The sequence below is a fragment of the Pseudoblastomonas aquimaris genome (assembly GCF_035481675.1).
Lineage (GTDB): Bacteria > Pseudomonadota > Alphaproteobacteria > Sphingomonadales > Sphingomonadaceae > Alteriqipengyuania_B.
In genome coordinates this window covers 359,346-373,713 of sequence record NZ_JAYJJW010000002.1, presented here as the reverse complement: position 1 = coordinate 373,713, position 14,368 = coordinate 359,346, and the positions used below count along the sequence as shown (strand labels likewise).

Genomic DNA, 14,368 nt, shown 5'->3' with positions numbered 1-14,368 from the left:
GCGCGCCGCGGATAAAGAGAATGCGCTGCGCAGAGGGTTGCCCGTCTTGGCCGTCAAATTCCGCCTGATCCGCGCCGTTTCGCTGCTGGCGCTTGCCGCGCCCCTGCCCACCATGGCGCAGGACGCGGCGCCGGCAGAGGACGCTGCCGTGCCGCAGCGTACGGAACGCCGTGTCTTCACCCCCGCCGATTTCATCCAGTTCGCGCCCGGCAACGTGATCGACATGCTCCGCCGCATCCCCGGTTTCGACATCAGCGGGGGCGACGACGGCGAGCGCGGGCTCGGCCAGGCGGACTTCAACGTCCTCGTCAACGGCCAGCGCCTGACCGGCAAGAGCGATTCCCCACGCGACCAGCTTGGCCGCATCTCCGCCGACGACGTGGTCCGGATCGAAATCGTCGACGGCGCGACGCTCGACATCCCCGGCCTCTCCGGCCAGGTCGCCAATGTCACGGTCGAGGTGGGCGGCACCAGCGGGCAGTTCGAATGGAGCAGCGAATACCGCCCGCGCATCGACAGCCTGTATGCGCGGCGCTTCTCGGCATCCGTCAGCGGTACGTCGAAGGACTTCAGCTATTCCCTTTCCGCCCGCAACCGCGGCTATCGCGGCGGCGCGGACGGCTTTGTTATCGTCGCGGACGCCGCCGGTCGAACACTCGAAGACCAGCTCACGACCAACCGGTCCGACGGCGACTTTCCCAGCCTCGGTGCAACGCTCGGCTGGAAAGGCGCGGGCAACGTGGTTGCGAATATTAACGGCAGCTACGGCTGGGGCTTCAACCGCAACCGCGGGACGGAGGACGCCCTCGACCCGCTCGCAGTCAGGCGGTTCCAGGAAAGCCGCTTCGACAGCGACAGCTACAATTACGAGATCGGCGGCGACCTGGCCTTCGACCTCGTCGGCGGAAGGCTGAAGCTGATCGGGCTGGAACGCTATGCCAACAGCGACGGCGCCCAGACCGTGATCGACAGCACCTTCCTCGGCGCGCTGCCCACCGGGGGGCGCTTCGCCAGCGTCAACGGTTCGGGCGAACGGATCGGCCGGGCCGAATTTAGCTGGCGCGGCGGCGACGCAGACTGGCAATTGAGCGGGGAGGCCGCCTTCAACCGGCTCGACCGCCTGGCCGCCCTTTTCTCGCTGGAACCTGACGGCAGCTTTTCCGAGATCGAGTTTCCCGACAATGCGAGCGGCGTGTCGGAAGACCGTTACGAAGCCGCGCTCAGCTATGGCCGGCAGATTGGCAGCAACCTTTCCTTGCAGGCGATAGCCGGCGGCGAATTCTCCCGCCTCGAGTTGAGTGGCGACCGTGCGAATTCGCGCGAGTTCTGGCGGCCGAAGGGCTCGCTGGCATTCGGCTGGCAGCCGGGATCGGGCTTCGACGTATCGCTCAAATTCGCGCGGACCGTAGGGCAGCTGTCGTTCGGCGATTTCCTCGCCAATGTATTCCTCGCCTCGGACAACGAGAATGCCGGTAACGCAGAACTCGTGCCCCCTCAGGCGTGGGAAACCGATCTCGAAATCCAGAAGACGCTGGGTCCGTGGGGATCGATGTCGCTGAAACTCTTCGACCGCCAGATCGAGGACCTGGTCGAGATCGTTCCCGTGCCGGGCGGCCAGTCGCCGGGCAACATCGCGTCCGCCTGGCGCCGCGGGATCGATTTCGATGCCACGCTGGAACTGTCGCAGATCGGATGGAACGGCGCGCGGCTCGATGTTTCGGTCGAGCTTGAGAAGAGCTCCCTTGAAGACCCGTTGACGGGCGTGTCGCGGCCTTTCAGCCGCAGCCGCTTCCGCGAGCTGTACCTGAACCTGCGCCACGACATCCCCAAAACGGACTGGGCCTATGGCGTGGAGCTGTTCCACTTCGAAATCGGCCGCCAGTTCCGCCTGACGGAAATCTCGCAGGACAACGAAGGCCCGCTGTTCGGGGAGCTCTTCGTCGAGCACAAAGACGTGCTCGGAATGAAGGCGCGGCTGTCCGCATCGAACCTGCTCGGCGCGCGAGCCACGTCCAGCCGCATCGTCTACGACGGCTTCCGCAACAACGCGCCAATCCTTTTCACGGAAACCGGTGACGCCGAATTCGGCGAGATCATCCGCTTCTCGCTGCAGGGCAATTTCTGAACCCTGACGCATGGCGCGTTGACCCGGCCGCCGTTTTCGCCGCATGGTCGGCGTAATGGAACCGCGTATCCTGATGTTCGTCCTGTTCGGCCTCGCGCTGGTGTTGTCGGTCGGGCTCGAAAGGACGCTTGCGCGCCGGTATCTTTCCCTGCCCATCGTCTATGTCGCGCTCGGCTGGGCGCTGTTCTCGCTGCCGGTGGGCTTGCCGCATATCAACCCGGTGATGGACGGGTTCGACGCCGTGTCGCTGGAATACGTGACCGAATTCATCGTCATCGCTTCGCTGATGGGCGCGGGGATTGCCATTGACAGGCCGGTCAGCTGGACCAACTGGCGCCAGATCTGGCCGCTCCTGGTCATCGCCATGCCGCTGACCATCGCGGCGGTGGCACTGCTGGGCTGGTGGGCATTAGGCTTGGCGCCCGCCACGGCTATCCTGCTGGGCGCCTCGCTCGCTCCCACCGATCCCGTGCTGGCGCGAAGCGTGCAGGTGGGCCCGCCGGGCGAAAACCAGCGCCACGACGTGCGCTTCAGCCTGACGGTCGAGGCCGGGCTTAACGACGGGCTCGCCTTCCCCTTCACCTACCTTGCCATCGCCGCCGTCGGCATGACCGCGATCGGCGGCTGGACGCTGGAATGGTTCGCCATCGATTTCGTCTGGCGCATCCTTGCCGGCTGCGTGGTGGGCTGGCTCGTGGGCCGGGCGGGTGCATGGTACGTTTTCGAGCGGGAGGCCGACGCGCCGATCGAGGAGATCGACGAGGACAGCGAGCGCGCGGCCCCGAAATATTCGACTTCCGAGGGCCTGATCGTGCTCGGTACGCTGCTGACCGCTTACGGCCTCGCCGAACTGGCTGAGGGATACGGCTTCCTCGCGGTCTTCGTGGGCGCGGTGACCGCCCGCCAGCGCGAGAACAAGAGCCGCTATCACAAGATCAGCCACCATTTCATCGACCAGATCGAGAAGATTGTGCTGGTCGGCGTGCTGCTGGCCTTCGGGGCGATGCTCGCCGGCGGAGTGCTAGCCAACCTGACCTGGGCCGGTGCGGCAATCGGGCTGGCGCTGATCTTCGTGATCCGTCCGCTGGCGGGGCTGCTGTCGGAATCGCTATGCGACCTGCCCTTCCCCGGCCGCCTGGCCATCGCCTTCCTCGGCATCCGCGGGATGGGATCGATCTACTACCTCGCCTACGGCCAGAACCACGGCGACTTCGGCGATCTCGACCAGGCATGGGCGGTTGCCAGCTTCACGATCCTTGCCTCGATCGTGATCCACGGGATGACCGCGGCCCGGCTGATGAAATTCGTGGAAGACGGCAGCCATCACATCCACGTCGGCCAGCAGAGCCATGTGGACGACTGGTACGCCAAACCCTCCGACACCGTGGCGATCGAGGTCGAGGGAACGGGCGCGAAAAGCTGACCGCGCAAGAAAAAGCCCCGCCCCGGCAGGTCCGGGCGGGGCTTTCGATCTCAGCGCGCTAAACGCTTATTTCTTCTTGGCGGGAGCTTACTTGGCAGCCGGCTTCTTGGCGGGGGCCTTCTTGGCTGCGGGCTTCTTGTCGTCCGCCTTCTTGGCCGGGGCCTTCTTCGCTGCAGGCTTCTTGTCGTCCGCCTTCTTGGCCGGGGTCTTCTTTGCAGCAGCCTTGCCGTCATCCTTCTTGGCGTCGGACTTCTTGGCTGCGGCCTTCTTGGCGGGTGCCTTCTTCTTGGCGGCGGGCTTCTTGTCCGCCGGGGCTTCTTCGGCCTCGATCGCAGCTTCGAGTTCCTCGCGGGTCACTTCGCGTTCGGTGACTTCGGCCTTGTCGAACAGGAAATCGACGACCTTTTCCTCATAGAGCGGCGCGCGGAGCTGGGCCTGGGCCATCGGCTCGTTGCGCATGTAGTCGATGAACTGTTCGCGCTGGTCTTCCGGCACGCGCTGGATTTGCTGGCGCATCAGCATGTCCATTTCCTGTGCCGTGACCTCGATGCCGTTGGCCTGGCCGATTTCGGACAATAGCAGGCCCAGGCGCACGCGGCGTTCGGCGATCTTGCGATAGTCGTCCTTTTCCGCCTCGATTTCCTTCAGCGCCGCTGCCGGGTCTTCCTCGCGCGCAGCTTCCTGCTGGAGCTGGGCCCAGATCTGGTCGAATTCGGCGTCGACCATGCTCGGCGGCACGTCGAAATCGTGGTCGGCGGCCAGCGCATCGAGTAGCTGGCGCTTCATCTGCGTGCGGGTGAGGCCGGAAAGCTCCTGCTCCATCTGGCCGCGCATCAGTTCCTTCAGCTTGTCCAGCCCTTCCAGGCCGAACTGCTTGGCGAAATCGTCGTCGATCTTGGCTTCGCCTTCGACCTTCACCTGCTGCACGGTGACATCGAATTCGGCTTCCTTGCCGGCGAGGTGCTCGGCCGGGTAATCTTCGGGGAAGGTGACCGTGATGGTCTTCTCGTCACCGGTCTTGGCGCCCTTGAGCTGCTCTTCGAAGCCGGGGATGAACTGGCCCGAACCGATGACCAGCGGGCTGCCTTCGGCCTTGCCGCCTTCGAATTCCTCGCCGTCGACGCGGCCGACGAAGTCGATGGTCAGCTGGTCGCCGTCGGCGGCCTTCTTGCTCTTGGGCGCGTCCTTGTAGCTCTTCTGGTTCTCGGCGAGGCCCTTCAGCGCCTCGTCCAGCCGCTCGTCGTCCACCGGGACCACCAGCTTTTCGAGCTTGAGCCCGTCGATGCTCGGCGCTTCCACTTCCGGAAGCACTTCCAGCTCGACATCGACCTTGGCATCCTTGCCTTCGGCATAGTCGCTGCCCAGTTCGACCTTGGGCTGCAGCGCGGGGCGCAGTTTCTTTTCGCGCATCAGTTCGTCGACCGATTCGCGGACCGAGGCGTTCAGCGCATCGGCATGCAGCGCATCGCCGTGCATCTTCTTGACCAGGTTGGCCGGGACCTTGCCGGGGCGGAAGCCGGGCATCCGCACCTGCGGCGCGATCTTCTTGACCTCGGTCTCGATCCGCTCGGCAATTTCCTTGGCGGTGATGGTCAGCGTGTAAGCGCGTTTGAGGCCCTCGTTGGTGGTCTCGGCGATCTGCATGCTCTGTTACTTTCCGTCGTTCGAATTCATGTCGTCAGGCTTCGCCATATCCCGCGGGAATAGCGGCGGCGGACGTGGTGCGGGCGAAGGGACTCGAACCCCCACATCTTGCGATACTGGTACCTAAAACCAGCGCGTCTACCAATTCCGCCACGCCCGCATGACGAAGCCCGCGGCCGGATCCTGTTGGTGGGACGCCTGCCTGTCAGGGCGTGGCCCTTAGTCACATGGGGCGCAAAGGGCAAGCGAATGCCGGAACAAGGACGGCAGGCCATCGGTTTCATGGGGCGAAAGGATCGCACCATGACCGACCCCAAGCAAAACGAACGCTATTCCGAGCGCGATTACGACCAAGCGAATCTGCCGCCCGCCACACCGCCGGTGATCGATACGGAGGCGGATCCGGTATCCTCGCGCGAACTGGCCGAAGACGACGGCGACAGCGACAGCCCGGGCAATGTCCCGGCCGAAACGCCCGTGCCGGATCGCGGCGACGGCATTGCCTCCCCCACGCCCGACGAAATCTCGACCCCGGGCGACGATACGATCAAGCCCGGCCACGCCCCGGACGAAATCTCGCCCGACCGGCTGGACGGTGCGGGCGAGCAGACCCATGACGCTGCAGTCCCGCTCACCCAGCTGCCGCCGGACTGAATGCCGGTGCCCGGCGCGCTTGCGGGCGGGGCGACAGCGGCTTATGGGCGCATTGCATGAGCGAAGACACAGCCCCCGACAACGCGCCCGCACCCGAAAGAACAAGCGGCCCCGACGTTCCGCCCGATCGCCTGGCGATCAATCCGCGCAGCGAGTATTTCGATGCGGAAAAGCTGCAGCGCGGCGTCGGCATCCGTTTCAAGGGCACGATGCGCAACAATATCGAGGAATATTGCATTTCCGAAGGCTGGGTGCGCGTCCAGGCCGGCAAGACGATGGACCGCAAGGGCAACCCGCTGACCATCAAGCTCACCGGGCCGGTCGAAGCCTGGTACGAAGACCTGGGCGACGATGCGCCGGTCGCGAAGAAAGACTGAGCCTCAGTCCTCGTAGCGCGCGATCGCCGCGGCGATCGGATCGCTCACCTGCCGGCGGGCAGTCGCAGGGCGCGAATCTGCGCGCGGAGCCGGCCGGCTTTCCACTCGGCGCGGCGCCGGGCGCGCTGACGGACGGGCCTCAGGGCGTGGGGCAGCCCGGACCGGTGCGTCGAGATTGGCAAATGCGTTGGTGAACGCCGCCGACGATTGCGTGCGCTGCGGGGTCACGCGGCGCGGGGCCGGTGTCTCGGTGCGCGCGATCACGGTGCGCCGCTCGCTAACCGACGCGTCCGGATAGATGAAGCCGGATATCCGCCATTCGGTCGTGCCGAGGTCCCCCAGCGGCGCGTACCACACGCGCACTTCGCTCCAGTCGTTATTCGGCGATACGTCCATCGCCAGCACGTCGCGCTCGATCTGCCCGCGGCGGCCGTCGATGGGCGACCAGTTCGCATGGTCCAGCAGCACGCGGCGCGGGCCGAGTACCCTGCTGACGGCAGCGACATGGCCCAGCCGCATGCGGCTCGTCTGCGGGAAATGCATGACCGCCCCCACCCGCGGCGTGCGTCCGCGCTCGTAACGGCCCTCTGCTTGCCCCCACCACGTATATGCATCGCCGTAGATCGCGATGCCGGAGACTTCGCGCGCATAGGGAACGCATTGCAAGTAGGGCGCGAGTTCCTGCGCGGAAGCCTGGTTGGGTGCAGCCAGTGGGGCTGCGGCGGCGACAGTGGCGGCGAAAGCGGCCAGCGGCATGAACGAGCGGAAAATCATGGCCCGCCTGATGCCGCTTCACGGTTAGCACCGGCTTCCGCGTTAAGGTTAACGCGATTTCACCCTTTCCGGGACACCGGCCAATGGCATCCGAATTCCCTTGCGCGCTTGCGTTTGCGCAGCACCCGTCCCAAGTGGCGCGCATCATGTTGCCGCAGGTCATCATTATCGGACGCCCGAACGTGGGCAAGTCCACGCTGTTCAACCGCCTCGTCGGCAAGAAGCTGGCGTTGGTGGACGACCAGCCGGGCGTGACCCGCGACCGTCGTTTCGGCGATGCCACGCTGCTCGGCCTCGATTTCACGCTGGTGGACACCGCAGGCTGGGAAGACGAGGACCCGCACAGCCTGCCCGGCCGCATGCGCGCGCAGACCGAGGTTTCCACCAAGGGCGCGGATGTCGCCCTGTTCGTGATCGACGCGCGCGCCGGCCTGACCCCGCTCGACAAGGAAATCGCCGCCTGGCTGCGCACGCAGGAGGTCCCCGTAGTCCTCGTCGCCAACAAGGCCGAGGGCAAGGCGGGCGACGGCGGCATCTACGAAAGCTTCGAGCTGGGGCTGGGCGACCCGGTGCCCCTGTCGGCCGAGCATGGCGAAGGCGTGGCCGACCTGTTCGACGCACTGGAACCCCTGCTCCGCGACAAGCAGGCCAGGCGCGACGCAGAAATCGCCGAGGAGGAGGACGATCCCTTCGCAGTGCCCACCGGGCCGCTGAAGCTCGCGATCGTGGGTCGTCCGAATGCGGGCAAATCCACCCTCATCAACAAGATGCTCGACGACGACCGGCTGCTGACGGGGCCGGAAGCGGGCATCACCCGCGATTCGATCGCCATCGACACCGAATGGCGCGACCCGAAGTTGGGCGAAACGCGTGAAATCCGCCTGATCGACACAGCCGGCATGCGCAAGAAGGCCAAGGTGACCGACAAGCTGGAGAAGCTTTCCGTCGCCGATGCGCGCCGCGCGGTCGATTTCGCGGAAGTCGTCGTGCTTCTGCTGGATGCCACTCGCGGGCTGGAGCAGCAGGACCTGAAGATCGCCGACGCCGCGCTGGAAGAAGGCCGCGCCCTCATCATCGCGATCAACAAGTGGGACGTGGCTGAAGAACCGAGCGCCCTGTTCAACGGCGTGCGCGAGGCGCTGGACGACGGGCTGGCGCAGGTGCGCGGCGTGCCCCTGCTCGCCGTCAGCGCGATGACCGGCAAGGGCCTCGATGCGCTACTGGGCGCAGCTTTCGAACTGCGCGAGGCATGGAGCCGCCGCGTTTCGACGTCCGCGCTCAACCGCTGGTTCGACGATGCGCTGGAGGCCAATCCGCCGCCTGCGCCCAACGGCAAGCGGATCAAGCTGCGCTACATCACGCAGGTCGCCAGCCGCCCGCCGCGCTTCGTCATCTTCGGCAACAAGCTGGAAGACCTGCCGAAAAGCTACGAAAGATACCTGGTAAACGGGATCCGCAAGAAGCTGGGCTTCGGATCGGTGCCAGTTCGGCTAATGCTGCGCAGCCCCAAGAACCCGTTCCACGACAAGCAGTAGGCAGGCCCAAGGCGGGCAAAGCGGCCTAGCTGTCTTCGACCAGCGTCTGCTTACCGGCAATCGCCGCCATCCAGCCGTAAACGGCTTCTGCCGTGAAAACGCGGAACTGGTTGGAATCCACCTGCACGTCGGTAATCCCGCCGAGGCAGGCGGACCCGTTGCCGATTAGCCGCGCGCGCATTTCCGTTTCCGCGTCGGAATTCGGCTCCGATTCCAATAACAGGAGGGCGTATTCGGGATTGATCCGGATCATGCAGGACACTGCGAAGAAGAACGTCTTCTGGGGCTGTGCCCGCGTGGCATTGCGCTCGTCCTCGCGCGCAAGGAAGCGCTGCGTCACGCCCGGCGCCGCCATCGCTTCGTTGCTGAAGTCGATCGACCGGGCTTGCTTCATGACCGCCTGTTCGAAGAGCAAGCCGCGATCAAACAGCGTGCGGCACGCGAAAACCGGCGGAGCCTCGCTCACGATCTGGGGGTTGCACTGGCCGTAATAGGCGCGCGGTTGGTAGCTCATCGTGCCGTAGCAGCCGCGGTTGCGGACCACGTAATCGTGCAACGCCCCCTCTGAGACTGGGCCGTTCGGCCGTTCGTCCAGAATCGCGCGTAGGCGCTGCGGCGGCTGCTGCGGGACGCAGCGTGCGAAACGGCCGGCTTCGGAGCCGACCTGGCGCGTCCCGATGCTGACAGTCGCGCTTTCTTCGGTCTGGATGGGGAGCGCCTCGACCGGCTCCTCCTCCCCGGTGACGACGATGTCCGCCGTTTCGTCCGGTTCCTCGCTATCCTGTGCCATGGCAGGGGTGCAAACCATGGCCATGGCAGTAGCCAGCGACCAAAGCGGAATTTTTGCGACCTTCATCATCAACCCTCTATCAACGTTGCCTTTCCTGCGACGGCAGTCATCCAGCCATATACCGCTTCGGCGGCAAATGCACGGAACTGGTCGCTGTCGACCTGCACGTCTTCCACCCCGCCGACGCAGGCCTGCCCATTGCCGATCAGGCGCGCGCGCATCTCGTCCTCCAGCGCGGACCCTCGTTCCGATTCCAGCAGCCGCAGCGCATAATCAGGACGGACGCGGACCATGCAGGCGACGGCGAAGAAGAAGGTCGACTTCGGCCCGCCGCGCGTGGCGTTGCGGTAATCCTCGCGGGCGAGGAAGCGGTCGAGCACGCCCGGACCGGACAGGGCATTTTGCGTGAAGGGGATCGCGTCGGCATGTTGCAGCACGGCCTGCTGGTATAACAGCCCGCGCCGCAGGACCGAGCGGCACACGGTGATCGGCGCGCTGGTGATCTGCAGCGTGCCATCGTCGGTAGTGCGGGTATCCTGGTCGACGATCTGCGCTTCGCAAACCCCGAAGTAGGGCCTGGCGGGGAGCGGGCGCGGCACCTGGTCTAGGCACCCCTGGTTGCGGACCACGTAATCGTGCAGCGCGCCTTCCGAGCCCGGGCTATTGGGCCGCTCGTCGAGGATCTTGCGCAGGCGCTCGGCAGGCTGGGTACGGGCGCAGCGGGAGAAGCGCTCGACTTCCGACGCCGCCTGCTTGGTCCCGATGCTGACGATCGAGCCTTCGTCGATCTGGACCGGCAGGTCCTCGACCGGACGCTCGCCCGTGACGACGATATCCTCACCGTCCTGCTGGCCGCTCTCCTGTGCGGCTGCCGGCACCGCCGAGAGGGCCAGCGCCATTGCAAGTCGGGCCGCTATCGATCGCATTGTCATTCCTTTGAAGTCCTTGACCCGGCTGTCAGCGTTTCAGCGGGAACAGCCGCCAGTATGTCAGGCACCGCCACAGCCATTCGAGCGGACCGTAGCGATACCGTTCGAGCCATGGCTTCGACCACAGCAGCATCACTGCCCAGGCCGCAAACACCACAACCAGCATTTCTAGGCGGTGAAGCTTGCCGAACAGGCCCAGCGCCCAGCCGTGGAAGACGAACATCATCACGACCGATGTGCCGAGGTAATTGGTGAAGGCGGCGCGACCTGCCGCGACCAGTCGCTGCCCGATGCCGGTGGCGACGATGCCGGGCGCGTAGGCGGTCAGCAGGCCTGCAAAGCCCAATATCATCGGCAGGCGGATGAAATGCGAGGGGCCCGCGAAGGCGAATTGCGTCAGGATCTGCGGGAATCCTTGATCCATGACCCAGAGGCCGAGCGGCAGGGACAGGGCGGCGGAAACGGCAATCCCGATCCAGCTCCACCGTATCGTCTTCGCGCGGTCCAGCGCCCCTTCGAAGAAACCCCAGCGGAACAGCGCCATGCCGATCAGCATCAATGGCAGGGTTTCGGTGATGACAAGGAAAGGATGATTGAGCAGCAGCTTTGGATACTCGGCCAGCGCATAACCCCAGATGTCCGTCAGCGAGCCGGTGGAATACACGGCTACCTTCGCCGGCACGCCCGCCCGCATCTCTTCCCAGAACGCCATGACCCCTTCCGCGCCCTCGATCTGCGGATTGGCCTCCATCAAGGCCTGACCACCGAGCATGAGTGTGAACAAAGCGCCGCCAAGCAGGTAGAGCGAGATGCCGAGCCAGAACTGCGTCTTGATCGACCGCTTAAGAAACATCAGCGAAAGCAGGCCGGACATGGCGTACAGGAACAGGATGTCGCCGTACCAGATGAAGAAAAAATGGGTGAGGCCGATTGCCCCGAGCCATAACAGGCGCCGTGCCTGCAACCAGCGCGAGCTTCCCCGCGCCCAGGCTCGCTCCATGAAGAGGTAGACGCCTGCGCCGAAAAGGAGCGTGAATAGGCCGCGCAGCTTGCCGTCGATGAAGATGTACTGGAACAGCCACATCGCATCGTCGGCCGCATTGCCTCCGCCGGGCAGCATTTCCGGCCACGCATAGGCCGCCTGCGGATGGCCGAAGGCAGTGATGTTGGCCCACAAAATGCCGAGCACGGCGACCCCGCGGATGAGGTCGAGCGACACGATCCGGTCTTCCCGCCGAACGGGCTGGTCCGGCGTTGCTTCCGCCATCGCCATGTCTGCAGTCGACGCTTCGCTCGCCATCGGATACCCCCTCTATCGATCCGGCGGGGACGGTGGCGCAGTGGCAAGGCAGTGGCAAGCAGGCGTTCGACCAACGGCCGAATGCGGCTGACGATTGGCTCTGGCGAGACCTGTTTTAACGGGTGACGAGGCAGTCCTGCCCGCCACGCTTGAGCGCGTCGCAGGCACTCTGCGCAGCCGAACGGGAGGCGAACCCGCCGGCCTGCAGCTTCACCACCCTGCCGGCAGGTATGACCAGCTTCTCGGCCCCGGAAAGTGCGGGGTTGCCGGCCACGCGCGACCACAGGCGGTCGGCATTCGCGGGTACGGAAAATGCGCCCAGCTGGACGCGCCAGGGGCCGCCGGTGGCGGCATTGGACGCGGTGCGCGCAGGCGGCGCCTGCGTAGGCGCAGCCCTGGGCGGCGCCTCGACCGTGCGCGCCGGCGCGACTTGCGGCGGCCTTTGCGTGGTTTGCGGGCGCGCGAAATCGGCACCGGCCGTCGCCGGGCTTTCGGTGCCCGTCACGCGCGAGGCTTCGGCAACAGCTTGGCGAGCGGCAACAACCGACGGCGGCGTCTCGACCGTCGCGATGGTGCGCGGGATCGCAGGCGAGCTGCTGGCTCCGGCCGGCGGCGCGGCGACGGCAGGCGAATTGGCCGAAGCGACCACGCCGGCATCGCGCGCCAGTTCCGCAGCGGCGAGTTCGCGGTTGCGCGTCGCCTCCGCGCTGCGCCGCATCTGCGCCGCCAGCGTCGCGGCCTGCTGCCGTTGTTCGAGCGGTACGTGGCCGTCCATCTGGGCAATGGCGCTGGCTGCCTGCGGCAGTCCGTCCGAATTGGCGAGCGTCAGGAGCGCGTAGGCGCGCACCCAGTCCTTCTCCACCAGGTCGCCGTTGAAATGGGCGATGCCGAGCAAGTACTGCGCGCGCGGGTCGCCTCGGCGCGATGCCGCCTGCACGTAAGGGAGCGCAGCTTCGCGCCGCCCGCTCTGGAACAGCATCAGGCCGTATGTATCGGCCGCGCGCATGTGCCCCTGCGAAGCGGCGGCGAGGTAGAGTTCCTCGGCTTGGGTCAAGTCGGTAGGGACGCCTCGACCGAGGCGATAGGCCTGCGCGAGATTGAACTGGGCATCGGGATCGCCCGCTTCCGCCGGGGCGCGCCATTCCGCCACCGCACGGTCGAAATCGCCGCGCGACCAGGCTTCCACCCCGTCCTTTACGTCGGCCATTGCGGGATGCGCAGCGCCGATCGCCGCGAGCGCCGCCGCGGCTGCCGAGGTTACCAGCGCCCCTGCCTTTCGCATGGATACGGTGCCCGTCATCGTCACAAACCCTCCAGCCCAATCGGAAACTGCCATAGTCAACGCGGTGTTAGCAAAGGATTTATGGTTTCCCGCCAAACCGCATCCCCAGCCCGGCCGCCTGCGGCCTCCGCCCGCGTTAACCCAAAATTAGGGGTGATCTGCGATTCCGGAGGCCGAAGACCGGCTTACGGGGCCCGGAAACAGTTATCAGGGGGAATTCCTTTGCGCGTATTGGCTTTGGCATCGCAGAAGGGTGGTTCGGGCAAGACCACGCTTTCAGGCCACCTTGCAGTCCAGGCGCAGCGCGCCGGGGCCGGCCCGGTCGTCCTTATCGACATCGACCCGCAAGGCTCGCTCGCCGATTGGTGGAACGAGCGTGAGGCGGAACTGCCCGCCTTCGCGCAGACCACCGTCTCGCGCCTCGCCAACGACCTTGCAGCCCTGCGCCAGCAGGGCTTCAAACTGGCCGTCATCGACACGCCGCCGGCCATCACCATGGCCATCCAGTCGGTGATCTCTGTCGCCGAACTGATCGTCGTGCCGACCCGCCCCAGCCCGCACGACCTGCGCGCCGTGGGTGCGACCGTCGACCTGTGCGAGCGCGCCGGCAAGCCGCTGATCTTCTGCGTCAACGCTGCCACGCCCAAGGCCAAGATCACCAGCGAGGCGGCCGTCGCCCTCTCGCAGCACGGCACGGTTGCCCCCGTGACCCTGCACCACCGCACCGATTTCGCCGCGTCGATGATCGACGGGCGCACGGTGATGGAAGTAGAACCGGAAGGCCGTTCCGCGCGCGAAGTCACCGCGCTGTGGGGCTATATCGCCGACCGTCTCGAAAAGAATTTCCGCCGTACGGTCTTCGCCGCGCCGGGCAGCACCGCCCAGCACGTGCAGCACCGCCCGGCAGCCGGCTTCGGCCGCCGCGTCGCACAATGATCGCGGGGAGCAGCGCCATGACAGAGCCTTCTCCCTTCGCGTCGCTGGGACCGTCCCTGCTTGCCCGCAAGGGCGGGGCCCGCCCGGCCATGCGCCCGCAGCTGCAGCCGCAGCACCATTTCGAAAGCAGCGTGTCAGCCGATCTCGAAGATCTCGGCTGGAACGACATGGGCGACGATGCGCCCAGCCCGATTGCCGGCCTCACCCCCTCGCCACAGTTGCACGTCGCAGCCGAGCCGGTGGAAGAGCCGGAGGTCCGCAAGCAGCAGGAAGCGCTGGCCGAACGCCTGGTCGCAAAGGACAGGGCGCCTGCCATCGACGTCCAGGACGACGAGGTCGCGGCCAAGCCTGCCAAACCGAAAACCAAGAAAAAGAAGGCTGTAGCGCCGAAGAGCAACACCGATGCCGCTCGCCGCGCCGCCTTCACCCTGCGTCTCGATAGCGATCGCCACCTGAAACTGCGCCTGGCTTCGACCATGCGCGGTCGCAGCGCACAGCAGATCGTCACCGAGGCGCTCGACAAGTTGCTCGCCGAAATGCCCGAACTCAATTCGCTGGCACGGCAAGTGAAGAACAGCTGATCCGAGAGGGAGGAACCA

Annotated in this window: 13 protein-coding genes and 1 tRNA gene; 7 read left to right on the top strand and 7 right to left on the bottom strand. The window is 65.9% G+C overall.

Features of this window, described 5'->3' with window-relative positions:
* Window positions 1-46 precede the first annotated feature (46 nt).
* Both VCJ71_RS11905 and VCJ71_RS11900 read left to right on the top strand, forming a co-directional pair.
* Window positions 47-2,125: a TonB-dependent receptor plug domain-containing protein gene (locus tag VCJ71_RS11905; protein ID WP_324641346.1), complete on the top strand. Its 2,079-nt coding sequence runs from the start codon at window positions 47-49 to the stop codon at window positions 2,123-2,125.
* A gap of 55 nt (window positions 2,126-2,180) precedes the next feature.
* Complete coding sequence (locus VCJ71_RS11900) at window positions 2,181-3,548, top strand: cation:proton antiporter (protein ID WP_324641345.1); 1,368 nt, start codon at window positions 2,181-2,183, stop codon at window positions 3,546-3,548.
* A gap of 87 nt (window positions 3,549-3,635) precedes the next feature.
* Here VCJ71_RS11900 and tig read toward each other — a convergent pair whose 3' ends face one another.
* Both tig and VCJ71_RS11890 read right to left on the bottom strand, forming a co-directional pair.
* Window positions 3,636-5,192 carry a trigger factor gene (tig, locus tag VCJ71_RS11895; RefSeq protein WP_324641344.1) on the bottom strand — a complete coding sequence of 519 codons (1,557 nt, stop codon included), beginning with the start codon at window positions 5,190-5,192 and terminating at the stop codon, window positions 3,636-3,638.
* A 75-nt stretch (window positions 5,193-5,267) separates the two neighbouring features.
* Window positions 5,268-5,352, bottom strand: a tRNA-Leu gene (locus VCJ71_RS11890).
* A gap of 143 nt (window positions 5,353-5,495) precedes the next feature.
* On the opposite strand from VCJ71_RS11890, the gene VCJ71_RS11885 reads away from it, so the two are divergent.
* Window positions 5,496-5,846: a hypothetical protein gene (locus tag VCJ71_RS11885; protein WP_324641343.1), complete on the top strand. Its 351-nt coding sequence runs from the start codon at window positions 5,496-5,498 to the stop codon at window positions 5,844-5,846.
* 56 nt (window positions 5,847-5,902) lie between these two features.
* The gene (locus VCJ71_RS11880; protein WP_324641342.1) at window positions 5,903-6,223 is read left to right on the top strand and encodes a DUF3297 family protein; all 321 of its coding nucleotides are present in this window, start codon (window positions 5,903-5,905) and stop codon (window positions 6,221-6,223) included.
* A gap of 3 nt (window positions 6,224-6,226) precedes the next feature.
* Here VCJ71_RS11880 and VCJ71_RS11875 read toward each other — a convergent pair whose 3' ends face one another.
* The gene (locus VCJ71_RS11875; RefSeq protein ID WP_324641341.1) at window positions 6,227-6,997 is read right to left on the bottom strand and encodes a CHAP domain-containing protein; all 771 of its coding nucleotides are present in this window, start codon (window positions 6,995-6,997) and stop codon (window positions 6,227-6,229) included.
* A 146-nt stretch (window positions 6,998-7,143) separates the two neighbouring features.
* Here VCJ71_RS11875 and der point away from each other — a divergent pair, with 146 nt between their 5' ends.
* Window positions 7,144-8,532: a ribosome biogenesis GTPase Der gene (gene der, locus VCJ71_RS11870; protein WP_324641539.1), complete on the top strand. Its 1,389-nt coding sequence runs from the start codon at window positions 7,144-7,146 to the stop codon at window positions 8,530-8,532.
* A 25-nt stretch (window positions 8,533-8,557) separates the two neighbouring features.
* Here der and VCJ71_RS11865 read toward each other — a convergent pair whose 3' ends face one another.
* The 4 genes from VCJ71_RS11865 to VCJ71_RS11850 form a co-directional block, all read right to left on the bottom strand.
* Window positions 8,558-9,322 carry a hypothetical protein gene (locus tag VCJ71_RS11865; RefSeq protein ID WP_324641340.1) on the bottom strand — a complete coding sequence of 255 codons (765 nt, stop codon included), beginning with the start codon at window positions 9,320-9,322 and terminating at the stop codon, window positions 8,558-8,560.
* 68 nt (window positions 9,323-9,390) lie between these two features.
* Window positions 9,391-10,248 (bottom strand): hypothetical protein, encoded by an 858-nt coding sequence (locus VCJ71_RS11860; protein ID WP_324641339.1) that lies wholly within the window; start codon window positions 10,246-10,248, stop codon window positions 9,391-9,393.
* 31 nt (window positions 10,249-10,279) lie between these two features.
* Window positions 10,280-11,551, bottom strand: coding sequence for a DUF418 domain-containing protein (locus VCJ71_RS11855; protein WP_324641338.1), 1,272 nt, complete (start codon window positions 11,549-11,551; stop codon window positions 10,280-10,282).
* Window positions 11,552-11,666: 115 nt separating this feature from the next.
* Window positions 11,667-12,851, bottom strand: a complete 1,185-nt coding sequence (locus VCJ71_RS11850) for an SPOR domain-containing protein (RefSeq protein ID WP_324641337.1) — start codon at window positions 12,849-12,851, stop codon at window positions 11,667-11,669.
* A 204-nt stretch (window positions 12,852-13,055) separates the two neighbouring features.
* On the opposite strand from VCJ71_RS11850, the gene VCJ71_RS11845 reads away from it, so the two are divergent.
* Both VCJ71_RS11845 and VCJ71_RS11840 read left to right on the top strand, forming a co-directional pair.
* On the top strand, window positions 13,056-13,769 hold the full coding sequence (locus VCJ71_RS11845) for a ParA family protein (protein ID WP_324641336.1): 714 nt from the start codon (window positions 13,056-13,058) through the stop codon (window positions 13,767-13,769).
* A gap of 17 nt (window positions 13,770-13,786) precedes the next feature.
* A complete protein-coding gene (locus VCJ71_RS11840; protein ID WP_324641335.1) occupies window positions 13,787-14,350 on the top strand; it encodes a hypothetical protein in 564 nt (187 codons plus the stop codon).
* The last annotated feature ends 18 nt before the right edge of the window (window positions 14,351-14,368 follow it).

What these genes read in the sequence shown, in the direction of transcription:
- VCJ71_RS11900 (WP_324641345.1), top strand. Translation starts at nt 2,181, where the DNA reads ATGGAACCGCGTATCCTGATGTTCGTCCTGTTCGGCCTCGCGCTGGTG.
- tig (WP_324641344.1), bottom strand. Translation starts at nt 5,192, where the DNA reads ATGCAGATCGCCGAGACCACCAACGAGGGCCTCAAACGCGCTTACACG.
- VCJ71_RS11885 (WP_324641343.1), top strand. Translation starts at nt 5,496, where the DNA reads ATGACCGACCCCAAGCAAAACGAACGCTATTCCGAGCGCGATTACGAC.
- VCJ71_RS11880 (WP_324641342.1), top strand. Translation starts at nt 5,903, where the DNA reads ATGAGCGAAGACACAGCCCCCGACAACGCGCCCGCACCCGAAAGAACA.
- VCJ71_RS11875 (WP_324641341.1), bottom strand. Translation starts at nt 6,997, where the DNA reads ATGATTTTCCGCTCGTTCATGCCGCTGGCCGCTTTCGCCGCCACTGTC.
- der (WP_324641539.1), top strand. Translation starts at nt 7,144, where the DNA reads ATGTTGCCGCAGGTCATCATTATCGGACGCCCGAACGTGGGCAAGTCC.
- VCJ71_RS11865 (WP_324641340.1), bottom strand. Translation starts at nt 9,322, where the DNA reads ATGGCACAGGATAGCGAGGAACCGGACGAAACGGCGGACATCGTCGTC.
- VCJ71_RS11860 (WP_324641339.1), bottom strand. Translation starts at nt 10,248, where the DNA reads ATGCGATCGATAGCGGCCCGACTTGCAATGGCGCTGGCCCTCTCGGCG.
- VCJ71_RS11855 (WP_324641338.1), bottom strand. Translation starts at nt 11,551, where the DNA reads ATGGCGAGCGAAGCGTCGACTGCAGACATGGCGATGGCGGAAGCAACG.
- VCJ71_RS11850 (WP_324641337.1), bottom strand. Translation starts at nt 12,851, where the DNA reads ATGACGGGCACCGTATCCATGCGAAAGGCAGGGGCGCTGGTAACCTCG.
- VCJ71_RS11840 (WP_324641335.1), top strand. Translation starts at nt 13,787, where the DNA reads ATGACAGAGCCTTCTCCCTTCGCGTCGCTGGGACCGTCCCTGCTTGCC.